Source organism: Aeromonas sp. s8 (genome assembly GCF_040907785.1).
Classification (GTDB): Bacteria; Pseudomonadota; Gammaproteobacteria; order Enterobacterales; family Aeromonadaceae; genus Aeromonas; species Aeromonas veronii.
Map to the genome: position 1 here is coordinate 179,670 of NZ_JBFOCL010000015.1, position 21,182 is coordinate 200,851.

Below are 21,182 nucleotides of genomic sequence, written 5' to 3' on the forward strand. Positions count from 1 at the left end.
TCAGATCTAATGTCAAATGGCTCCGCCTACTAAACTGGAGCATCACAAAAATGATAAAAATCAATAAATTGGTTCTGGCTGTTACCCTCACCCTCACTGCCACCCCCTTGCTGGCCGCCCACTGGACGTGTGGCGACCACGTGCGCTTTGGTCTGCCCTCCGAATCGGATCAGAAGCTCTGCCGTGAAGGGTATGCCGTCGGCTACAACTACGACTACAAGGTGGCGGACTGGGTCTCCTACCGAATGACCGCCCAGAGCGCACAGGGCACAGTGCCGCGCAAGGATGCCTTCGCCGAGGACAGGGAGATCCCGGTCGCCTACCGCGCCACCCTCTCCGACTACAAGGGCTCGGGCTACGACCGTGGCCATCAGGCCCCGGCGGGGGACATGAAATCGAACAAGAACACCATGAAAGAGAGCTTCCTGCTGAGCAACATGACACCGCAGATCGGGGTGCTCAACCAGAAGGCGTGGCGCGTGCTGGAGGATAAGGTGAACAAGTGGGCGGTCTCCCGCAAGGATGTGCAGGTGATCACCGGCCCCATCTTTACCGGCTCTGAAGAGTCCATCGGTCAGGGTGTGGCGATCCCGAGCGCCTACTACAAGATCGTGATGGATCCGGCCAGACTGCAGGCCATCGCCTTTATCATGCCGCAGGAAGAGGTGCCCATCAGCCAGATCGCCGACTACCGGGTCTCGGTACGCGAGGTGGAGGAGCAGACCCAACTCAACTTCTTCAGCGATATGCCCGAAGAGCAGCAAGAGACGCTGGAAGCCCGCATCTCCCCGATGTGGAACTGACCGCGAATACTCGTCAGCAGATAGATTCAGACGCCATCAGTCTTGCATCGCGATAGAGGGAGGGGGAGTCACGCTCCCCCTGCCCTTTTCAGATGGCTGCTGACCCGTTGCGGCCATTTTTGCGGCCACTGGTGTGGCATAACCCGACGACTCGCCCCGACTCACAGTTTACCGCACCGTTAGCTGCTATATTGCTCTCTCTTTGGCACTAACAGACTGAATTGACGCACATTTGCCTTATCCCATCGGCCCACAAGCCGCTGCGCCACGGCGCGATTCAGCCCGACAGAGGACCTTTTGATGAAACAGACCCTTCTTGCCCTCACCCTCGGCGGCCTGCTGGCGCTCTCGCCCCTCGCCCTGCAAGCGGCCGAGAGCTCGATGCAAATGGAGCACGACCTCAATACCCTGGTCAGCAAACGCCAGGCGGTGGACATGCTGCTCGGCGAAGCGCTGCAGATCTACAAGTCGCCAGCCAAGATCTCCCACGCCGGTTTTACCGCCAAGATGCCGAGCAATATGGAGCTGGTGACCGAGCGGCTGCTGGCCGCCTACCAGCTTGAACCCTACCGCACCGACCTGCTCATCTCGGCGGCCAACGCCCAGATCTACAACGGCAACCTGAGCCGCGCCATCACCTTGCTGGAGCAGGCGCAGGCCGTCGCCCCCGATGATCTCGACATCAACAGCTATCTCGCCATCTGGCAGCTGGTGAAAGGCAACAAGGAGGCCTCCCGCAGCTATCTGGCGAAAGTGGCGGATCGCAACAGTGGCCGCGCCGCCGATCTGGAGGAGATCATCGCCCGGGTGCAGCGGATCACCGCCGCCCCGCTGCAAACCGAACTGACCGGGGATCAGCTCAAGGCCACCAAGGAGGGCAAACGCGCCATCGTCACCCTGGGCTACGCCCTCAATCCCGACGGCAGCATGGACAAGATCCTGCTGGGCCGCCTGCAAACCACCCTTGAGCTGGCCAAAGCCGACCCAGAGGCGCTGATCATCCTGACTGGCGGCGTGCCCCAGAACCGCCAGACCGAGGGCAAGCTGATGGCTGACTGGCTGGCCAACCACGGCATCGACCGCAGCCGCCTGATTGAAGAGAACTACGCCACCAGCACGGTGGATAACGCCCTCTACAGCGCCTATGCCCTCGCCCGCCACCAGATTGACTATGCGGTGCTGGTAAGCTCCGCCAGCCATGTGCGCCGCGGTCAGACGGTGCTGGAAATCGCCTGCGACCAGATTGGCCCAGCCAACATCAAGGTGGCGAGCGTCAGCTACCCCGACAAGCCTCTCGAAGAGCTGGCCACCCCGAGCGAGAGCGAGCTGCTCGGCATCTACCGCGACGCCCTGCGCACCTATGGCATGTGGAGCTACCGCTCCGCCCCGCTGATCGAGCGTTGATCGGCCATCAACACGAAAAAGAGAGGGAGGCGTGATGCCTCCCTCTCTTTTTATTGACCGATGATTGGCCAAGCCGCGCCCGTTAGCTGACGATAAAGCCCTGCGAGGGGGCCGCTTTGGGATCGTCACCGAAGCGGTTTGGCCCCTGCTGACCGTTGCAAACCATAAAGTAGATAAGCACCAGGGTGCCGATAATGGGGATAAGCCCGAGCAGCAGCCACCAAGCGCTGCGGTCGGTATCGTGCAGGCGACGGGCCGCCACCGCCAGCGATGGCAGCAGCACCGCCAGCGAATAGATGGAGCTGATCAGCTCATTGTCGCCGCCGATCAGCTTGTCCACCATGCCGAGCAGCAGCATGACGATGACGTTGCACAGCACGAACATCCAGTATTCGGTGCGACGGGCCCGCCCGCTGAATACCGCATATTGCTTGAGGACCGAGATGTACCAGTTCATTACGCCTCCTGAGTGGCCTTTATGCCTATGAATAAAAAGAGAGTCGATAAAACAAGTAGTTAAGAGCTTAGCGCGATCATCCCCCCGAGTCGACAATGATGCCCGAACGTCTCCCAAACTAATCAGCTGCGGCAATCATTGACCGACCGAGCCGGAAAATAATTTGCCCTGCAACAGGGTAAATCACCTCCATCAGCGCATCACTCTCGTCACAAGCAGGAAAATGGTGCTTAATAATCCATTAGCAATCGTATGGACTCAGCGTGAGGATAGCGGTAGATTCGGCGCCCAATCCTGAACAGGATCTGTGTCTCCCTCCCATAATGAATCCACTTATTCATTACTTCTCCTAACACAGGGATAGCCATGAGTATTACACGCAGAGATTTTCTCAACGGCGTTGCCATCACCATTGCGGCAGGCGTCGCCCCCATCAATCTGCTCAAGGCTGCCGAAGGCGGCAGCACGCTGGCGGATAAAACCCTGGCCTACCCGCCCGCCCTCACCGGCCTACGCGGTAACCACCCGGGCTCTTTCGAACCGGCCCACAGCATCGCCCGTGACGGCAAGCAGTATGACTTTACCAATATTTCCCTCGAGGGGGAGTACGATCTGGTGATCGTCGGCGCCGGGATCAGCGGCCTGGCCGCCGCCTGCTTCTATCAGCAACTGCTCGGCGCGGATAAGAAGATCCTGCTACTCGACAACCACGATGACTTCGGCGGCCACGCCAAGCGCAACGAGTTCACCACCCCCGATGGCCTGCGTCTGGGTTACGGCGGCAGTGAGTCCCTGCAATCACCGCGTTCGGTCTACAGCCCGGTTGCGCTCGGTCTGCTCAAGGCGCTGGAGGTCAACATCGACGAGCTGGCCGCCGGTTTCCAGCAGACCTTCTATCCGGATCTGGGGCTGAGCCGCGGCGTCTATTTCGACGAGAAGCACTTTGGCGTCAACAAGATAGTGAACGGGGATCCGGGCCACAACGTGGCGGACGATATCCCGCGCGATCGCCTGAACGGTCGTCCGCTGGCAGAGTTTATCGGTGACTTCCCCCTCGATGATGCCGACAAGGCCGCCCTGTTGGCCCTGCACGAATCGAAAATAGACTACCTGAGCGGCATGACCCGCGAGCAGCAGGACGAGTGGGTGACCCGCAACAGCTACACCACCTTCCTGCGCGATAAAGTGGGTCTCAGCGAGCGGGCGATCACTTACTTCCAGCAGCGCACCAACGATTTCCAGGCGGTCGGCATCGACGCCACCGCCTGCGCCGATGCGCGCCTCTGCGCCTTGCCGGGTTTCGACGGCCTCAATCTGACGCCGCTGGATGCCGAGGAGCAGGCGGAGCTGGACGATCCCTACATCTTCCACTTCCCTGATGGCAACGCCGGTCTCACCCGCCTGATGGTACGCAAGCTCATTCCGCAGGTGGCGCCGGGTCACACCATGCAGGATGTGGTGCTGGCCAAGTTTGACTACAGCAAACTCGACCTGCCTGAGCACAAGGTGCAACTGCGCCTTGGCAGCACGGCGTTGCAGGCCAAAAACGTGCGCCTCGCCGACGGCAAGCTGGCAGTGGATGTCACCTACATCAAGGAGGGGAAACTGCACCGGGTGCGGGCCAAGCAGTCGATCATGGCTGGCTACAACATGATGATCCCCTACATGGTGCCCGAGATGCCGGAGCCCCAGAAGGAGGCGCTGCGCCAGAATGCCAAGGCGCCGCTGGTCTACACCAAGGTGGTGATCAAGAACTGGCAAGCCTTCGTCAAGTTGGGGGTACACGAGATCTACTCCCCCGCCGCACCCTACAGCCGGGTCAAGCTCGACTATCCGGTCAGCATGGGTGGCTACGAGCATCCCAAGAGCCCGGATCAGCCGATGTGCCTGCACATGGTCTATGTGCCGACCCTGCCGGGCAGCGGTCTGTCGGCCCGCGAACAGTCCCGCAAGGGGCGCGCCATGATCCTCGGCATGCCGTTCGAACAGCATGAGCAGATGATCCGCGAGCAGTTGCAGGGGATGCTCGGCAGCGCCGGTTTCAACCATGAGCAGGATATCCTCGCCATCACGGTCAACCGCTGGTCTCACGGTTACTCCTATGTCACCAACACCCTGTTTGATGACGAAGCGCAGTGCGAAAAATGGGTTGAACTGGGTCGCCAGCCGATCGGCAACATCACCATCGCCAACTCGGATGCAGGCTGGAGCCCCTACGCTCACGCCGCCATCGACGAAGCGTGGCGCGCCGTCAACGAGCTGGTAGCCATGAGCAAGGGAGGTGCCCAATGAACCGCGCCCTGTCACTGACCGCCAGCGCCCTGCTGCTAGCCCTGCCCGCCCTTGCCGCCAACGCAGCCCCCGCCATGTCGGCAGGCGAGTACGTGGCCAAGCTGGGCGATTGCGCTGCCTGTCACACCAGCGAAACCAGCAAGTCGCTGGCGGGCGGCAAAGGGTTCCCGACCCCCATCGGCACCGTATTTGCCACCAACATCACCCCCGACAAGACCCACGGTATCGGCAACTACAGCCTGCCGGAGTTCATCAAGGTAATGCGTGAAGGGGTGGCCCGCGATGGCCATCGCCTCTATCCGGCCATGCCCTACACCGCCTACGCCAAGATGAGCGATAAGGATCTCGAAGATCTCTATCACTATCTGATGAAGGAGGTACAGCCGCTGGCCATCGCCAACAAGGAAAGTGACATCCCCTGGCCCCTCAACATGCGCTGGCCGCTGATGGGCTGGAACTGGGTCTATCACGATGACAGCCGCTTCACCCCGGTGGCGGGCAAGAGCGAAGAGTGGAACCGCGGCGCCTATCTGGTGCAGGGTGCCGGCCACTGCGGCAGCTGCCACACTCCGCGCGGGCTTGGCATGCAGGAGAAAGCGCTGACCGAGGCGGATCCCGTCTACCTGAGCGGTGCTGCGCTGGATGGCTGGTATGCCCCCGATATTCGCGGCAGCCGTTACAGCAAGCAGGCGCTGATCGACCTGCTGAAAACCGGCCGCAGCCAGCATGAAGCTGTCGCGGGCCCCATGGGGGAAGTGATCACTCACAGCAGCCAGTATTTCAGCGACGCCGATCTGGCCAGCATCGCCACCTATCTGACCGATCTGAAAGATGAACCGGTGGTGGAGAAAGGGGCCCGTGCCTACGCCAGTGCCAGCGGCAAGGCGGACTACGCCATGTACTGCTCCACCTGTCACGGGGTCAACGGCCAGGGCAATGACCACGTCATTCCCTCGCTGGTCAACAACCGCACCGTGCTGGCGAGCGATCCGTCGAGCCTGATCAACGTGCTGCTGCACGGCGCCGAGACACCGGTCACCCACGGCCATCTGGGTTACCACATGCCGGGTTATGGCTGGACCATGGATGACGAGCGGCTCGCCGAGCTGGTCAACACCCTGCGCGCCTCCTGGGGCAATGAAGGCACCGCCGTCAAGGCGGCGGCGGTCAAGGCCCAGCGCGAGCTGCACGGCAAGGAGTAAGGGCTGTCGGCTCTCTCTTGGCCAAGTGCCATAAAAACGGGCCTCCACTGGAGGCCCGTTTGCTATTGATTAACCACGTTCCGGTGCTTATCCCTTGCGGGATTTTGGCCCCGGCAGTGGCGCCGTTGGCTGGCGGTAATCGCCATAGGGGAAGATATTGCGAAACCGCTGGGCCACCGGTTCGGGGATGGAGCGGGAGAAGATCAGCTTCACGCCATCGCCATCACGCTGCCCCACAATGCGACCGCGCACCGTGTCGTGGCGCAGGATCTGCTTGGCATGCTCAATAAAGGCGGGTGACACCTTGCCCTGCTTGACCACTACCTTGCCGGGTGCAAGACGGATCTCGAACAGGGCGCCACGCCCCAGCTTCATCAACCACCAGATCAGCGCAATCGCCACTATCAAGGAAATCCAGGCCATCTTCATCCCTCCCAAGCTCTTGATATAAGGCAGTATAAGCGGCCGTGCGCTCCGATTGTTTGGCGCCGATCACAGCCCCCGCGTCAGCGCAATAGCGCCCCTTTGCTCAGCAATCCTTGCCCCAGCCCACCAGCGTCTCGCGATAGAGCGCCAGCAAGGCTTCATCGCGCACCGCCACCCCGACCTGCTGCGGACGATAGGCTGCCCAATCATCGTGGGAGTGGCGTTTGCCATCGAACTTTTGCAGGGTGTGGCCGATGGCCGGGCCGCTGGTGATAACCCGCACCGGCCCTTCGCGCAGGGTAAAGAGGGTCGGATCAATCACATAGGCGATGGCGGACGGGTCGTGGACATGACAACCGCATAGCCCCAGCTTCTCGGAGTAGAAGCGCAGGTAGAAGCGGCTGACATCCCACAGGAAGCGGCCCGGCTCCCCCGCCTTGTCCCTGAGCTCATCCAGATAGACGCTGCTGAAGACGCTCTGCTGGGTCACATCCAGCCCGATGATCACCACAGGCCAGTCGGCGGTAAAGACCCGGTCGGCGGCATCGGGATCATCGTGAATATTGGCCTCGGCATAGGGGGTGACGTTGCCGCGATGGCCGTTGACGCCAAAGGCGCCGCCCATTACTACCACCTGTTTCACCAGCGAGACAATCTCGGGCGCCTGTTGCAGCGCCAGCGCCAGATTGGTGAGCGGACCGATAGTGACGAGAGTAATCTCCCCCGGCGCGGCTTTCACCGCCTCGACAATATATTGCCAAGCGGGGCGGGGATCCGGAGCGATAGTCACCTCCCCCGCCTCCATGTCGCCAAAGCCGCTCGGGCCGTGGACTATGGTGGTAGGGCCGACCGGCTCGCGCAGCAGCGGGGCGGCAGCGCCTTTGGCCACATCTGCTTTCATGCCGTACTTCTGCTTGAGCCAGAGGGCGTTGCGGGTGCCATTGTCGATGGTGGCGTTACCAAAAACAGTGGTGATGGCAAGCAGGTCGATGGCGGGGTGGGCCTCGGCAAACAGGATGGCCATGGCATCGTCGATACCCGGATCGGTATCCAGAATGATTTTATGGGTCATGAGAAATTCCTACGGTGACAAACCCTGCGACAAAAGGGAGAGTCTACCCGGCTGACACCCCCATATCCCGGCATGGGATCACAGAGCGGGCCTTTGCTCCCGACAACGACACGCTGCTGACGACAATCTGCATAAAAAAACGCGGCCCTGTTGCCAGCACCGCGCCCTTTATCGTTGTTCGTTATCTGCTATCTGGCAGTGATCTGCCTTACTCCGCCCCTCAGTGCTTGCGGTGCCAGCGCGGTGAGGTCGCCTTCTCCCCCCAGGGGGTGACGCAGGGGAGCAGCGCCCCTTCAATCACCATCTCGCTGCCTGCCAGCGCTTCGGCGATCTTCTGGTGCAGCACCCGCAGTACCTTGCCCTCGTGCTCGGCCAGAGAGTGGCCCGCGGCAAAGAATTCCGGCTGATATTGCAGTGCCAGCTTCTGGGCGAATTCGTAGGTGTTGAAGCAATCCGGCATCCGCTCAACCACATCTTCAAGCCGGGCCAACAAGCTGTTCAGTTCCCTGGTCATAGTGCTCTCTCCGTGTAGGTTAATAGCCAAAAACTACCCCTTATTAGATAAGCCACCAACGAGCAAACCACAAAAGTGTGGGGAGACACACAGTTCTCTCTTGCGTCAGGATATTGGTGAACGGCAGACAGCTTGCCAGCTTTACATTCCGGTAACAAACAGCTAGATTTAGACCGACTAATCAGTCGGTCATTTTTCATGCGGAGAACAACATGGGTGCGGCGCAGCTTCAACACACTCCTGAGGATATCCTCGCCATCAAATTGTCCCTGCCGGATCAGCTGGCACGGCTCAAGCGGGCGAGTCTGGCTCATCCCATGCCTACCCTGGCCGAGCGCCGGGCGCAGCTGACCAAACTCAAACAGGCGTTGCTCGCCCACAAGGGGCAGCTGTGCAAGGCGCTGGCGGCAGATTATGGCCAGCGCAGCCACTACGACAGCCTGATCGCTGATGTGCTGCCCTGCATCATGCAGATCAACTACACCCAGAAGCGGCTCAAACGCTGGATGCAGCCCCACCGCCGCCACACCGGCCTGCTGCTGGCCCCCGCCAAAGTAGAGGTGCACTTCCAGCCACTCGGGGTGGTCGGCATTATCGTGCCGTGGAACTTTCCGGTGATGCTGAGCCTTGGCCCCCTCATCACCGCCATCGCGGCGGGCAACCGGGCGATGCTGAAACTCTCCGAGTTCACTCCCCATACCAATGCCGTGCTGCGCACCATGCTCACCAGCGTATTTGACGAAAACGAGATCGCCATCATCGAAGGAGATGCCCAGATGGCGGCGGCGTTCAGCTCACTGCCGTTCGATCACCTGCTCTTTACCGGCTCCACCATGGTGGGCAAGCTGGTGATGGCCGCCGCCGCGCCCCAGCTCACCCCCCTCACCCTTGAGCTGGGTGGCAAGAGCCCTTGTCTCATCGCCCCCGACATGCCGGTCGCCACCGCGGTCGAGCGGATGATCTTCGGCAAGAGCCTCAACGCCGGACAGATCTGCGTCGCCCCCGACTATGTGCTGCTGCCCCGCAGCGAGGTGGATAACTTTATCGCCGCCTATCGCCGCCACTTCAGCAAGCTCTACCCGCAGGGGCTCAATAGCGGCGACTACGGCGCCATCATCAATGACCGCCAGTATCAGCGCCTCGTCAGCTGGCTGGATGAAGCCGAGCAGGCGGGAGCCCAGCTCCACCCCTGTGGCAGCCCGGCCCGCGACGACCAGCGCCGCCTGCTGGTGCCCCACCTGCTGACCGTGGTACCAAGTCAGTGTCAGGTGATGCAGCAGGAGATCTTCGGGCCGCTGCTACCGCTTATCCCCTACGACACTCTGGAGGAGGCGCTCGCCTATGTTGCTGAGCGGCCCCGCCCGCTGGCCCTCTATCTGATGAGCTTCGACCCCGAGCTGCAGGCGCGAGTGACCCGGGAGACCCACTCCGGCGGCATGGCGATCAACGAGAGCCTGTTTCAGGTGGCGGCCGACGATGTGCCGTTTGGCGGCATCGGCGCCTCCGGCATGGGCCACTACCACGGCCACGAGGGGTTTCTTACCTTCTCCAAGGCGAAAACCGTGCTGACCCGCGGCAAGTTCACTACCGGCTCCCTGATCCATCCCCCCTACCACAGCTGGATCCAGAAGCTGATGATGGCCTTCTTCCTGCGCTGATGGAGATGACCATGCACCAGGCTATCCCGCAGCCACAAACCATGACCGACAAGCGCCGCCAGATCCTGGATGCCGCCCTCGCCCTCTGCGCCGAAGATGGCCTGCAGGGGGCTGCCACCGCCCGTATCGCCAAGGCGGCCGGGGTGGCCAACGGTACTCTGTTCCACCACTTTCCGAGCAAGGAGGCGCTGATCCTCGCCCTCTATCAGGATGTAAAGACCCGGATGGGGGGCGCCATCCATGAAGCGGATCCCACCCTGTCGCTGTACGACCAGACCCGCCACTACTGGCAGCTGGCGATGGGGTGGATGCTCGCGCATCCCAATGAGCTCAAATTCGTGCTGGGCTTCTTTCACTCTCCGCTGCTGGCCAGACCGGCCCGCAGCCAGATCCTGAACGATGCCCTGCGCTTTCTGCCTGCTCTGCTGGCAAAGGGGCAGGCCAGCGGCGAGCTGATGCAGGCCCCCGCGCCACTGTTGCTGGAGGTGTGTCAGGGCCAGTTCCTCGCCTGCGCATCACTGTTTGTCGATCAACCGGAGCTGGGAGAGGACGACTACTGGCAAGCCAGTGCGTTCGCCCTCTTCTGGTCCGCTATCTCAGGAGCCAATCCCCATGCAAACACGGATGTTTGAACCTGCGGCCGCCCTTGGCCGCCGCCTCTGGATCACCACTCTGCTCTGGGTGGTGGGTCGCACCCTCTGTCGCGCCGCCCGCACCGATGAGGCGGTACGCCGCGAATTGGCGCCGTTGCCGGACGGGTTGGCAATCCGCCTCGAAGTGGGCGGCATCGGCTACGCCATGAACATGCACAAGCAGGGTGGGCGCTGGTATCCCGGCGCGCCGGCGGCACCCCATGCCACCATCCATCCGCTGCGGGTGCGCTTCAAGCATCCCAATATCGCCTTTCGCGCCCTGAGTTTTCGGCTCGGGGTCAATCAGGCATTTGGCGAAAACCGGCTGCTGGTGGAGGGAGACCTGACCGTCGCCATGCATCTGGTGCGGGGGCTTGAGCAGTTGCAGTCCCTGATCCTGCCCGCCTTTATCGCGCGGCCGCTGCTGCGCCACTATCCCGCCCCGACCAACAAGATCGGCCGGGCCTGCAACATCTATCTGGGTCTGGTGACCGGCTAACGCGAAAGGAGCCTTGAAATGAGCCGCTATTACGATTTCTTCTGCCCGGTCAAACTGCTGGCCGGTGAACAGGCGCTGGAGCAGCTGGCCAGCGAGCTGGCCAGCCTGGGAGCTCGTCGCCCGCTGCTGCTGACCGACAAGGGGGTCAATGCCACCGGCCTTGCCACCCTGCTGGCCAATGTGCTGGCCGAGGGGGAGCTGCCGGTTGCCGCCATCTGGGACGAGATCCCGGCCGACTCTTCCACCGCCGTGGTGGAGCGGATCTCCAAACGCTATCGCGAGCTCGACTGCGACAGTCTGGTGGCGCTGGGGGGCGGCTCGGTCATCGACACCGCCAAGGCAGTCAACATTCTCACTTCCATGGGGGGGGATCATCTGCTCGACTACTCGGGCGCCGGTTGCCTGACCCGTCCCCTCAAGCCGCTGGCGGTGGTGCCCACCACGGCGGGCACAGGATCAGAAGTGACATTGGTTGCAGTGATCAAGGATGAGGCAAGCGGGCGCAAGGTGCCCTTCACCTCACCCTTCCTGCTGCCCCAGCTGGCGGTGTTAGACCCGCGCATGACCCAGGGGCTGCCCCTCAATATCACCGCCGCCACTGCCATGGACGCCATGACCCACGCCATCGAGGCCTTTATCGGTACCGCCAAGAACCCGGTGAGCGATACGCTGGCCCTGATGGCAGTGGAGAAGATCGCCAGCGCCCTGCCGCAAATCATCCACGACCCGCAAAACAAACAGCTGCGGCTGCAACTGGCGGAAGGCTCCACGCTGGCTGGCATGGCTTTTTCCAACTCCATGGTGGGGCTGGTGCACGCCCTCGGCCACAGTCTGGGAGCCCGCTGCCATCTGCCCCACGGTCTGTGCATGAACCTCTTTTTGCCGACCGTGCTCGACTACAACCGCCCCGAGGTGGATAGCGAGTTGGCCCGGCTGCTGTTGCCGCTGGTGGGAGCTGAGCGCTTTGCTGCCACCCCGGCCCATCAGCGGGCGGAGGCGACCATCACAGCCATTCGCTCCCTGCGCGACACCTTGTGGCAAGCGGTCAAGCTGCCGCGCACCATGAGCGAGGCTGGGGTAAGCGATCGCTCGCTACTGACCGAGATCCGCGATCTGGCGATCAACGACGGCGCCCTTCTGTTCAATCGCAAGGACGCCGACCGTGAGCAGTTACTCACTCTGTTGGAGCGAGCCTGGGCCTGATCCCGCCCCTTTGCCAACACTCTTGTGTTGACACTAACGCGGTGCCCGACTCACCATCGGGCACCTTGATCTGCATCGCGATATCGATGCGCCCTCTGTCAAAGGGGGATGATATTGACCACGGGCTCTCATTATCTGTTCTATACCTTGGCTAACAGTTATGTTGTGCCGAGAGACCCAACTTTATGCCAGAGGTGCCCACCATGAGCGACATCATCCATCAGGCCAACCAGCAGCAGTTCATCTGTATGGTGGAGGGGAAAGAGTCGAGACTGCGCTACCGGCGGCTCGATGCCAAGACCATCGACGCCTACAGCACCTTCGTACCGCCCGAGCTGCGGGTGCAGGGGATTGCCGATCAGCTGGCGCGTGCCTTCTTCAACTGGACTCAGGCGGAGGGACTCACTATAGTGCCGAGCTGCCGCTACATTGATGTCTGGTTACGCCGCAATGCCAACAACTGAACCTCTGAACACCGTCCTCGAACAGCAATTCCAAGCCAAAACAGAAGCCCTGCTGCGGGCCGATCCGCAGCGGATGGCCTGCCTGCAAGCCGCGGCCGAGCTCAATCTGCCCGACTGGGCGCTGGGAGCCGGTTTTATCCGCAACCTCATCTGGGATCACCTTCACCACAAGGCGGCGCCCACCCCGCTCAACGATATCGACCTTATCTATCTCGATAAAGCCGATCCGCAAGGGCTGGCCGAAGCGGAGCACGAAGCTTGGCTCGCCAAACGCCTGCCCGGCCAGCAGTGGGAGGTGCGCAATCAGGCCCGCATGCACACTCGCCAGCTGTTAGCGCCGTTTGCCAGCAGCCTTGAGGCGCTCAGCCACTGGGTCGAGGTGCCCACCTGCATCGGCGTACGCCTCACCCAGGATGGCGAGTTCGAGTGGCTTGCCCCCTACGGCTTTACCATCAACTGGTCGCTGCAAGTGAGTGCCAACCCCAAATGTCGCCAGGACAAACAGATTTTTACCCAGCGCATCAAGGAGAAACGCTGGCAGGCTATCTGGCCTGACCTTCAGGTAAACTGGCCATAACCTGATTGCAATCTTTCGATAACCTTGGGCACACTAGGGGAAAAGCTGGTTGTAACTCAATGGGTTAAATAATGCGCGACTTCTTCTCTCTCGAACGCTGGCTACCGGGCCTCGCCGCCCTGCTGCATTACCAGCGCGCCTGGTTGATGCCAGATCTTCGCGCCGGACTCTCGGTGGCGGCCGTGGCGCTGCCCGTCGCCATCGCCTATGCAGAACTCGCCGGAGTGGGTGCTATCGTCGGTCTCTACTCCTGTATCCTGCCCATGCTGGTCTACGCCCTGTTCGGCACCTCCCGCCAGCTGATCGTCGGCCCTGATGCCGCCACCTGTGCGGTCATCGCCGCCGTGGTGACGCCGCTGGCCGCAGGCGACCCAACCCGTCACTGGCAACTGGTGATGACCATGACCGCCATGACCGGCTTCTGGTGCCTGATTGCCAGCCGCTTCAAGCTGGGAGTGCTGGCGGACTTTCTCTCCCGCCCCATCCTGATGGGGCTGCTCAATGGTGTGGCCATCACCATCATGGTGGGCCAGCTCTCCAAGATCTTCGGCTTCACTTTCAGCGAACGTTACCTCATCGAGCGGATCGCCAGCGGGGCTACCTATATTACCCAGACCCATCTGCCGACCCTGGCCATGAGTCTGGTGGCCCTGCTCACCCTGCTGCTGGCCAAGCGCTACAAACCGGCATGGCCCTCCTCCATGGTGGCCATGGTGGTGACCGCTGCGCTGGTGTGGGGCTTTAATCTCGGCCAGTTTGATATCGCCACCCTGGGGACGGTGGGCTCCGGCCTGCCCGCCTTCCAGATGCCGGAATTTCCCCCCGGCCTGATGCGGGAGCTGGTGCTGCCAGCCCTTAACCTCGCCATGGTAAGCTTCGTCTCCATGATGCTGACCGCCCGCAGCTTTGCAGCCAAAAACGGTTACGAAATCGACGCGGACAAGGAGTTTCGGGCCCTCGGTATGGCTAACCTCGCCTCCGCGGTCTCCCAGGGTTTCGCCATCAGCGGCGCGGATTCACGCACCGCGGTCAACGACGCCAACGGCGGCAAGAGCCAGCTGGTCTCCATCATCGCTGCGGCGGTGATCGCCCTCATCACCTTCTATCTGACGGCGCCGCTCAAATATATTCCCACCGCCGCCCTCGGGGTGGTGCTGGTGATGGCCTCCCTGTCGCTCACCGATTTTCGCGGTCTCTGGGCCCTGCGCCACTCCGATCGATCCGCCTTCTGGCTGGCGCTGGTCACCTTTATCAGCGTGCTCACCATGGGAGTGATCCCCGGGATCACACTCGCCGTGTTGCTGGGGCTGTTCCAGTTCCTGCGCAATGTGATGCGCCCCACCGACCAGCTGCTCGGCATGGATGACGAGGGGGTGGTGCGCACCCTGGGGGACAATGAACAGGCCAAGGCGATCCCGGGTATTCTGGTCTATCGCTTCAACTCGCCGCTCACCTACTTCAATGCCCCCTATTTCAAGCGGCGGGTGCTGGCCCTGCTGGTACAGGATCCCCGAGCCCCCAAGTGTCTGGTGATCGATGCGGTCGCCTGCTTCACCCATCAGGACATCAGCGTGATGAGCATGGTGGGAGAGCTGCACAAAGAGCTGAAACGGCGCGGCATCCATATGGTGATGGCGGGTCGCCACGGCCAGATGACTCACTGGTTAAAGCAGGCTGGCGTGCGGGTAGGCGATGAGGGGATCATCCTCTGCCCCGACATGTATCAGGCGCTGCGCCTGACCCGCTGCTATCGCGAGCCGGTGTTCAAGGATGATGCGGTGGTGGAGAGCACCACAGATGCCATCCGCTCGAATTGGCCGCAGGATGATGCCCTGCCCGACTCGGCTCGCCTCACCCTGCCAAGCGAACAGGAGGCGGGCGCCACGCCTGCCTGATCCCCTGGCCGGTGCAATCCTGCACAAGGATTGCACCGGCCTTGGCCTTGGTGTTAAATGCGCCCCCAGAGGGCTCTCCCCCGTGCCCTCCCAGCTGTTGGACATGCCATGCAATCTCAATCCCACGCAGGCCCGGGCACGCTATTTGCGCTGACCTGGCCGCTCTTTATCGATCTCGCCCTGCACTTTCTGACGGGTGCCCTCAATACCTTCATGGTGGGTCATGTCTCCTATCAGGGGGTCGCGGCACTGGCGGTCGGCAATCAGGTGTTCGATCTCGCCATCACATTGTTCAGCTTCGTCAGTATCGGTACCAGCGTGGTGATCACCCAGTATCTGGGGGCCGGCGATCGGGAGAAGAGTCGGGTGGTGATCCACACCGCCATCGGCTTCAACCTGCTGATCGGTTTGGTGGCCGCCATTGGCGTGATGGCGGGGGCCAGCACCATGCTGGCGCTGATGAACCTGCCTGCCAACCTGATGAGCGACGGGACGCTTTACTTGCAGATCATCGGTCTCTGCCTGTTACCGGAAGCGGCAGCCCTCTGTCTGGCAGCCACCCTGCGCGCTCACGGCCACACCCGCCAGGCGATGTATGTGACCCTGATCGTTAACCTCATCACCTTCGTCGGCAACCTGCTGCTGCTCTACGGCTGGTTCGGCTTGCCCCAGCTGGGGGTCGCCGGTGTCGCCATCAGCACGGTCGCGGGCCGACTGGTCGGCGTGGTGCTGCTGGTGTGGCTGGTGGCCCGCAAGACCGGCATTCGACTGGTGGTGCGCGATATCGTCCACCCCAGCCGGGAGATGCTGGGCAAGGTGCTCCATATCGGCCTGCCGGCGGCAGGGGAGAACCTCTCCTGGATGCTGCAGTTTATGGTGGTGACAGCCTTTGTCGGACTGCTGGGTGACAAGGCGCTGGCGACCCAATCCTACTTCTTCCAGATCTGCCTGTTTATCCTGCTGTTTGGCCTCTCTATCGGCCTTGGCAACGAGATCATCATCGGCCATCTGGCGGGAGCAAGACAGTTCGATCGCGCCTATCAACAGCTGCTCAAGAGTCTCAAACTGGGGCTGGCAGTCACCTGCGTCATCGCCGTGGCGGCGGCCCTCAATGGCCGCACCATCATCAGCCTCTTTACCGATGATGCCGACATCATCACTCAGGTGGCGCAACTGTTTCTTATCAGCCTTATCCTCGAACCCGGGCGCACCTTCAATCTGGTGGTGATCAACGCCCTGCGGGCCACCGGGGATGCCCGTTTCCCCCTCTACATGGCGTTGCTCTCCATGTGGGGAATTGCCGTGCCACTCTCCTATTTCCTCGGTATCATGCAGGGTTATGGACTGGTCGGTATCTGGCTGGCGCTGGCCTGCGACGAGTGGGTGCGCGGTCTGGCCATGTTCTGGCGCTGGCGCAGTCGTCGCTGGCAAAACAAAATTCTTGTTGAAACAAAAGCGGAATCACAATGAAGAAGATAGGACTCTTGCTGGCTGCCATCCTGCTCAGCCCCCTGGCCATGGCGCAAACTGCCCCTGCCGCTCCCAAGGCTCAAGCCACCCAGACCTGGTATGTGGCCCCCATCGCCATCGATGAAACCAGCGACGCCCAGAAGGCGCTGACCAAGGACTTCATGGCCCAGATGATCAAGACCATCAAGATCAACGAGTACCAGACCGGCAAGGCGGTGGGCAACACCAAAAAGCCCAAGTGGCTGATCCGCACCAAGCTGATCCCCGCCAGCAACGAGCCGCTGGTCGGCAAGAAGCACCCGCAGGGTCTCACCTACGGCAAGGGCAATCCGACCCAGGAGATCGTCGGCGAGCTGTTGATGAACGGCACCCTTGTGGCCCACATAGGCCAGGGCTGGCGCGAGCCTATCGTCCCGGGCACGCCGGTGGCTGACAAACTCTCCATCGCCAACTATCGCTACGCCATCGGGGATCAGGCCAAGTCGGCGGACCTGGAGGAACTGGCCGCCCAGATTGGCTTTGAAGCGGGCAAGGTGATCCACCGCGACGGCAAGCCGCTGCCCGAGAAGAAAAAGAAAAAAGAGCAGGCGGACGAAGAGAAAGAGTAACGTTGCCTGCATCCATAAAAAGGGGCCACTCGGCCCCTTTTTTGATCCTGCACCCTCACGCCAACACTGCCCCTGTTGTGACTTGTCACACAGTTTGGCTCACCATTCAGATTGACAAATCACTTATCTTGTTTTGATTCAACAAGTTATAAATATCCCGCCGAATACTCCAAATCATTGCCCCCAAATCCGATCAGGATCACATTTATCCCCGGCACTAAGGGGTAGCTTTGGTCTTACAGGCACAATCAAACGAAACCAAGGAGGCTCCATTACATGTTCCCAGAGTACAGAGAACTCATCTCGAAACTGAAGAGCAGTGATGTCCATTTCCAGAAGAAGTTTGACTTGCACAACGACCTGGATGCGGAGATTAGAAAGTTGGAAAAGCATCACGCCAGCGACTATAGCGCCGAGGTGAGAGATCTGAAAAAACAGAAACTCAAACTGAAAGAGGAGATATACGACATCCTCAAACAACATCCACAATAGATGCCTCGAAGAATATGCGGATAAGCAATTTATCCCCCAGCCCGGCCCACGCGCCGGGCTTTTTGTTGTTTCAGTCAATTAGTTGACACCCGAGCCTACCGTTCTTGCCGGTAGTTTGTTACATTTTTCCCTTGGAATTCAGGGAATAACGGTGATGATAACATGAGCAGAAAACGATCTTTTTATCATCTCTTGCTGCTTTGCCTGTTCGCATTGAGCCACCCCCTGCAGGCTCAGGAGCCTGAACTGGAGCTGTGGCACTCCCAGCAGGCTGGTTACGTGATCGACGATGTGATCGCCCGCTTCAATCAGGAGGGGAACCACAGAGTACGGGTCACCCAGATTGAGCCGGGCAAGATCAAGGCGGATCTCCTGCTGGCAGCTCAGGCCAGGGGGCTGCCCGATCTGATGCTAATCCCCTCCGATTTTATCGGCCTCTATCGCCAGATGACCCTCGCCCCGCTCCCGGCCGAGTGGTTTTCCCCCGCGCTGATGGCCAGCGCCTTGCGTTATGTCACCCTGGATCGGCAACGCTGGGGCATGCCCATGATGCAGGGCAACCATCTGATGCTGTTTTACAACAAGGCGCTGGTCTCGACTCCGGTGACCCAATGGCAGCAACTGACAGCTATCACCCCGGCACTCAAGGCCAAGGGGGTCTACCCCGTCAGCTGGCCCTATCACGACATGTACTACTTCGCCGCCTTTTTACACACCTTTGGCGGCTCGCCGGTGACCGAAGGGCGCATCACCCTCGACAGCCCGGCCATGGTGCAGGCACTGGAGGCCTACCGCACCGTCGTCAGCGAACAGTGGGTCGATCCCGAGTGCGACTATGACACCGCCCTCGCCCGCTTCAATGAGGGCAAGAGCGCCTACCTCATCAATGGGGACTGGGCGTTCAATGATCTGGTGAAGAACATGGGGGATAAGCTGGGCGTCGCCCTGCTGCCCCGCTGGCAAAGCCATCCCATGCACTCCATGAGCGGCGCCTACGTGTTGGGAGCCTCCCGCTGGGCGATGGACGATGAGGATCGCCAGCCCGTCATCAAGGCACTGATGGCCTTTATCCAGCGTCAGGATATTCAGCAGTTCATCTATCATCAGGGGGCGCTGCTGCCGGTCAATCAGCAGGCTTTTACCGCCATCAGCCGCCGTCCCACGCCTCAGGAAAAAGTGCTGCTGGAGCAGTTCACCCTCAGTACCCCCATGCCCTCCGACAGCGCCATGTCCATCGCCTGGCAAGCGATGGAGAAAGGGTTCGAGCGCTTTAAAGAGGGGATCAGTGCCGCCGACACCGCCCGCTATATGCAGCAGCTGGCCGATCAGCAGTACCGGCAGGTCAAAGCACCATGAAACATCGCACCTTTCGGCTCGGCCCGACCCTCATCATCATCCTGTTCACCGTCGCCCTGCTGCCGGCGCTGCTGGCCAGCACTGTGCTGCTGATCCGCCAGCACCAGATCATCGCCCAGAGCGAGCAGTCACAGCTGGAGCGGGCCCTCACCAGCATGACCCGCGAGGCCCGCTTTCGCAGCGAGCTGATCGGCACCCAGCTCAATCAGCTCAGCCAGGATCGGGTGCTCCATCAGGCCCTCGACAACTTTCTCTTCTCCAGCCATGCCCGGCTGGCGCTGGCCTCCTTTGTCAAATCCAACAGCCTGCTCACCTCGGCCTACCTCATCGATGACAAGGGGTTGGTGGTGGAGTACATCAATGGCCAGGCCTCCCACCTCGAGTCGAGCGACCTGATGCCGCAGCTGATGGCCTGGGGCAAGACCCGCGAGGCGAAACAGGGCAAGCATCTGCTGCTCCCCGTCAATGATCCCGTACTGGTCGACGACATGGAGCAAAACCGCAGCGGCGGGCTGGCGCTGGTGGCCCCCATCTATCGCAATCACCAGCGAGCAGGGGTGATGCAGACCCCTTCCGGCTTCGTGATGGCCATTCTCCCCTGGCGGCAGATGGCCCAGTTGCTGGAACCCTATCTCAAGGGAAGCGAATATCTGGTGATCTCCCAGGGCGAGAACCGTCTTTACGAAGGGGCTCACCAGAGCGCCAACACCATGGATGACAGGGAACCAAGCAAGATGGAGCAGCCCCTGGCCATTGGCTGGCCCCAGCTGGAGCAGGAGATCACCCCCACCATCACCCTCTACAGCTACAGCAATGACAGGGTCAGCGAGCTCAATAAATCCCAGCAGTTGCTGACCGTCAGCATCGCTGTCATGTTGCTGCTGGTGGCCATCGGCTGCGTCTGGCTCACCCGCTGGCTCACCCGACCGCTGCGCTCGCTGGCCGCGCTGGTGCGCAGCTATGGCAAGGGCAATTACCAGCAACGGCAGGCACCGCTGCGCTTTGTGGAGTACGACGAGGTGCGCCAGTTGCTGCAGGAGATGGCCAGCACCATCTCGGATCAGGTGCGGGCGCTCTATCAGCAAAATGAACAGCTGCAGCAGGCCAATAGCGAGAAAGAGGCCTTCAACCAGCGGCTGCTCGGCTTCAACGACGAACTGGAGCAAGAGGTCGCCTCGCAAACGACCGCCCTGCGCTCGGCCCTGAGCCGGGAGGAGCGCAGCCGCCATATCCTGCAATCCTGGTTGCAGTTCGGTCTGCACCAGCAGCTGGATATCGATATTGCCGAGCTGGCCAGCTCCGCCCTGCTGCAACTCTCGCAGCTCTATCCCGGCCACCGCTGGGGGCTGGTGATCCGCCGCGATGGCCAGCCTCACTACTCCCTGACCCAGGGGGTCGATGCCCCCTTGCGGGATGCCCTGCAGGAGAAACTGGCTCAACTGATGGATGAGGAGGTCAAACACTCCGAATGCCAGTGGGATAACGCACTCTGGAAGATCATGACCCTGCCCGGCAGCCAAAGCGGCGTGCTGTTTGGCTATCTGATGGTGAGCGCAGAAGGGTTGGAGTCCGAAGACAGGGCCATCTTGCGGCTGTTTGCCAAGCAGTTGGCGGTGGGCATCGAGGGGCGCCTCTTCACCGACGAGCTGGCGCGGGTCGCCCGCACCGACAACCTCACCGGGCTGCCCAACCGGCAGGCGTTCGAAGAGGCTTTCCACCACTATCAAGCAGTGCTGGCGCGCCATCCGGAGCGTCACCTCGCCCTCTTCATGCTCGATCTCAACGGCCTCAAGCGTACCAACGACCAGTATGGGCACGAGGCTGGTGACGCCCTGCTAATCCAGATGGCTCGCCAGCTACGCACCCTCTGCCGTCAGGATGAGAAGATTTTCCGCATCGGCGGCGACGAGTTCGTACTGCTGGCGGAGGCGGATCACCTCGCCAGCCAGCAGCTGGCAGGCAGGTTGGAGGCAAGCCAGCAGCACGCCATCGTGCAGCATGGGGAGCACAGCTTCCCGCTGCGTTTTGCCATCGGCTGGAGCAGCAGCGACCAGACCCCGCTGGCGGAGCTGAGCCGGGTGGCTGACGACGCCATGTATGCCAATAAGGCGCGCTTCTATCAGGGGCAGCGATAAAAAGCAGAGGTCTGTGGCGTTGG

General features: G+C 61.3%; 20 protein-coding genes. 16 read left to right on the forward strand and 4 right to left on the reverse strand.

The features are described from left to right. Positions 1-50: 50 nt before the first annotated feature. The gene (locus AB5Y86_RS04750; protein ID WP_219264129.1) at positions 51-803 is read left to right on the forward strand and encodes a DNA/RNA non-specific endonuclease; all 753 of its coding nucleotides are present in this window, start codon (positions 51-53) and stop codon (positions 801-803) included. 300 nt (positions 804-1,103) lie between these two features. Then, positions 1,104-2,207 (forward strand): ElyC/SanA/YdcF family protein, encoded by a 1,104-nt coding sequence (locus tag AB5Y86_RS04755; RefSeq protein WP_368192271.1) that lies wholly within the window; start codon positions 1,104-1,106, stop codon positions 2,205-2,207. An 82-nt stretch (positions 2,208-2,289) separates the two neighbouring features. On the opposite strand, the gene AB5Y86_RS04760 is transcribed toward AB5Y86_RS04755, so the two are convergent. Next, a complete protein-coding gene (locus AB5Y86_RS04760; RefSeq protein ID WP_005337730.1) occupies positions 2,290-2,664 on the reverse strand; it encodes a DUF805 domain-containing protein in 375 nt (124 codons plus the stop codon). Between the two features lie 366 nt (positions 2,665-3,030). Here AB5Y86_RS04760 and AB5Y86_RS04765 point away from each other — a divergent pair, with 366 nt between their 5' ends. Further along, a complete protein-coding gene (locus AB5Y86_RS04765; RefSeq protein WP_368192272.1) occupies positions 3,031-4,956 on the forward strand; it encodes an NAD(P)-binding protein in 1,926 nt (641 codons plus the stop codon). Next, complete coding sequence (locus AB5Y86_RS04770; RefSeq protein WP_368192273.1) at positions 4,953-6,158, forward strand: cytochrome c; 1,206 nt, start codon at positions 4,953-4,955, stop codon at positions 6,156-6,158. Before AB5Y86_RS04765 ends, AB5Y86_RS04770 begins: the two co-directional genes overlap by 4 nt. An 87-nt stretch (positions 6,159-6,245) precedes the next feature. Here the strand turns inward: AB5Y86_RS04770 and AB5Y86_RS04775 are convergent, their stop codons facing one another. The 3 genes from AB5Y86_RS04775 to AB5Y86_RS04785 form a co-directional block, all read right to left on the reverse strand. Next, a complete protein-coding gene (locus tag AB5Y86_RS04775; RefSeq protein WP_005353195.1) occupies positions 6,246-6,581 on the reverse strand; it encodes a DUF3634 family protein in 336 nt (111 codons plus the stop codon). Positions 6,582-6,687: 106 nt separating this feature from the next. Then, the gene (locus tag AB5Y86_RS04780) at positions 6,688-7,656 is read right to left on the reverse strand and encodes a nucleoside hydrolase (RefSeq protein ID WP_368192274.1); all 969 of its coding nucleotides are present in this window, start codon (positions 7,654-7,656) and stop codon (positions 6,688-6,690) included. A 220-nt stretch (positions 7,657-7,876) separates the two neighbouring features. Further along, positions 7,877-8,170: a hypothetical protein gene (locus AB5Y86_RS04785; RefSeq protein WP_005353197.1), complete on the reverse strand. Its 294-nt coding sequence runs from the start codon at positions 8,168-8,170 to the stop codon at positions 7,877-7,879. A 212-nt stretch (positions 8,171-8,382) separates the two neighbouring features. Here AB5Y86_RS04785 and AB5Y86_RS04790 point away from each other — a divergent pair, with 212 nt between their 5' ends. The 12 genes from AB5Y86_RS04790 to AB5Y86_RS04845 all read left to right on the forward strand — a co-directional run bounded on the left by AB5Y86_RS04790 (position 8,383) and on the right by AB5Y86_RS04845 (position 21,159). Then, positions 8,383-9,828: a coniferyl aldehyde dehydrogenase gene (locus tag AB5Y86_RS04790; RefSeq protein WP_368192275.1), complete on the forward strand. Its 1,446-nt coding sequence runs from the start codon at positions 8,383-8,385 to the stop codon at positions 9,826-9,828. Between the two features lie 11 nt (positions 9,829-9,839). Continuing rightward, positions 9,840-10,460: a TetR/AcrR family transcriptional regulator gene (locus AB5Y86_RS04795; protein WP_204419260.1), complete on the forward strand. Its 621-nt coding sequence runs from the start codon at positions 9,840-9,842 to the stop codon at positions 10,458-10,460. Next, the gene (locus AB5Y86_RS04800; protein ID WP_040094758.1) at positions 10,441-10,959 is read left to right on the forward strand and encodes a hypothetical protein; all 519 of its coding nucleotides are present in this window, start codon (positions 10,441-10,443) and stop codon (positions 10,957-10,959) included. The genes AB5Y86_RS04795 and AB5Y86_RS04800 overlap by 20 nt, the downstream gene beginning before the upstream one ends. Positions 10,960-10,977: 18 nt before the next feature. Beyond that, positions 10,978-12,162, forward strand: coding sequence for an iron-containing alcohol dehydrogenase (locus AB5Y86_RS04805; protein ID WP_368192276.1), 1,185 nt, complete (start codon positions 10,978-10,980; stop codon positions 12,160-12,162). Between the two features lie 203 nt (positions 12,163-12,365). After that, positions 12,366-12,626 carry a GNAT family N-acetyltransferase gene (locus tag AB5Y86_RS04810; protein ID WP_005337747.1) on the forward strand — a complete coding sequence of 87 codons (261 nt, stop codon included), beginning with the start codon at positions 12,366-12,368 and terminating at the stop codon, positions 12,624-12,626. Then, entirely contained in the window at positions 12,613-13,203 is a 591-nt protein-coding gene (locus AB5Y86_RS04815) for a nucleotidyltransferase family protein (protein WP_257686631.1), read from the forward strand. Before AB5Y86_RS04810 ends, AB5Y86_RS04815 begins: the two co-directional genes overlap by 14 nt. A 71-nt stretch (positions 13,204-13,274) precedes the next feature. After that, positions 13,275-15,098: a SulP family inorganic anion transporter gene (locus AB5Y86_RS04820; RefSeq protein WP_021230679.1), complete on the forward strand. Its 1,824-nt coding sequence runs from the start codon at positions 13,275-13,277 to the stop codon at positions 15,096-15,098. Positions 15,099-15,206: 108 nt separating this feature from the next. Next, positions 15,207-16,568 carry an MATE family efflux transporter gene (locus AB5Y86_RS04825; protein WP_005361670.1) on the forward strand — a complete coding sequence of 454 codons (1,362 nt, stop codon included), beginning with the start codon at positions 15,207-15,209 and terminating at the stop codon, positions 16,566-16,568. Next, entirely contained in the window at positions 16,565-17,176 is a 612-nt protein-coding gene (locus tag AB5Y86_RS04830; RefSeq protein WP_005337761.1) for a hypothetical protein, read from the forward strand. Before AB5Y86_RS04825 ends, AB5Y86_RS04830 begins: the two co-directional genes overlap by 4 nt. 276 nt (positions 17,177-17,452) lie before the next feature. Continuing rightward, on the forward strand, positions 17,453-17,668 hold the full coding sequence (locus tag AB5Y86_RS04835) for a YdcH family protein (protein ID WP_005337763.1): 216 nt from the start codon (positions 17,453-17,455) through the stop codon (positions 17,666-17,668). Positions 17,669-17,830: 162 nt separating this feature from the next. After that, positions 17,831-19,024 carry an extracellular solute-binding protein gene (locus tag AB5Y86_RS04840; RefSeq protein WP_368192277.1) on the forward strand — a complete coding sequence of 398 codons (1,194 nt, stop codon included), beginning with the start codon at positions 17,831-17,833 and terminating at the stop codon, positions 19,022-19,024. Then, complete coding sequence (locus AB5Y86_RS04845; RefSeq protein WP_368192278.1) at positions 19,021-21,159, forward strand: diguanylate cyclase; 2,139 nt, start codon at positions 19,021-19,023, stop codon at positions 21,157-21,159. Before AB5Y86_RS04840 ends, AB5Y86_RS04845 begins: the two co-directional genes overlap by 4 nt. The last annotated feature ends 23 nt before the right edge of the window (positions 21,160-21,182 follow it).

Coding starts and splice junctions, on each gene's coding strand:
- AB5Y86_RS04755 (WP_368192271.1), top strand. CDS start 1,104: ATGAAACAGACCCTTCTTGCCCTCACCCTCGGCGGCCTGCTGGCGCTC.
- AB5Y86_RS04820 (WP_021230679.1), top strand. CDS start 13,275: ATGCGCGACTTCTTCTCTCTCGAACGCTGGCTACCGGGCCTCGCCGCC.
- AB5Y86_RS04810 (WP_005337747.1), top strand. CDS start 12,366: ATGAGCGACATCATCCATCAGGCCAACCAGCAGCAGTTCATCTGTATG.
- AB5Y86_RS04770 (WP_368192273.1), top strand. CDS start 4,953: ATGAACCGCGCCCTGTCACTGACCGCCAGCGCCCTGCTGCTAGCCCTG.
- AB5Y86_RS04765 (WP_368192272.1), top strand. CDS start 3,031: ATGAGTATTACACGCAGAGATTTTCTCAACGGCGTTGCCATCACCATT.
- AB5Y86_RS04790 (WP_368192275.1), top strand. CDS start 8,383: ATGGGTGCGGCGCAGCTTCAACACACTCCTGAGGATATCCTCGCCATC.
- AB5Y86_RS04800 (WP_040094758.1), top strand. CDS start 10,441: ATGCAAACACGGATGTTTGAACCTGCGGCCGCCCTTGGCCGCCGCCTC.
- AB5Y86_RS04805 (WP_368192276.1), top strand. CDS start 10,978: ATGAGCCGCTATTACGATTTCTTCTGCCCGGTCAAACTGCTGGCCGGT.
- AB5Y86_RS04835 (WP_005337763.1), top strand. CDS start 17,453: ATGTTCCCAGAGTACAGAGAACTCATCTCGAAACTGAAGAGCAGTGAT.
- AB5Y86_RS04780 (WP_368192274.1), bottom strand. CDS start 7,656: ATGACCCATAAAATCATTCTGGATACCGATCCGGGTATCGACGATGCC.
- AB5Y86_RS04760 (WP_005337730.1), bottom strand. CDS start 2,664: ATGAACTGGTACATCTCGGTCCTCAAGCAATATGCGGTATTCAGCGGG.
- AB5Y86_RS04775 (WP_005353195.1), bottom strand. CDS start 6,581: ATGGCCTGGATTTCCTTGATAGTGGCGATTGCGCTGATCTGGTGGTTG.
- AB5Y86_RS04830 (WP_005337761.1), top strand. CDS start 16,565: ATGAAGAAGATAGGACTCTTGCTGGCTGCCATCCTGCTCAGCCCCCTG.
- AB5Y86_RS04750 (WP_219264129.1), top strand. CDS start 51: ATGATAAAAATCAATAAATTGGTTCTGGCTGTTACCCTCACCCTCACT.
- AB5Y86_RS04785 (WP_005353197.1), bottom strand. CDS start 8,170: ATGACCAGGGAACTGAACAGCTTGTTGGCCCGGCTTGAAGATGTGGTT.
- AB5Y86_RS04840 (WP_368192277.1), top strand. CDS start 17,831: ATGAGCAGAAAACGATCTTTTTATCATCTCTTGCTGCTTTGCCTGTTC.
- AB5Y86_RS04815 (WP_257686631.1), top strand. CDS start 12,613: ATGCCAACAACTGAACCTCTGAACACCGTCCTCGAACAGCAATTCCAA.
- AB5Y86_RS04795 (WP_204419260.1), top strand. CDS start 9,840: ATGCACCAGGCTATCCCGCAGCCACAAACCATGACCGACAAGCGCCGC.
- AB5Y86_RS04845 (WP_368192278.1), top strand. CDS start 19,021: ATGAAACATCGCACCTTTCGGCTCGGCCCGACCCTCATCATCATCCTG.
- AB5Y86_RS04825 (WP_005361670.1), top strand. CDS start 15,207: ATGCAATCTCAATCCCACGCAGGCCCGGGCACGCTATTTGCGCTGACC.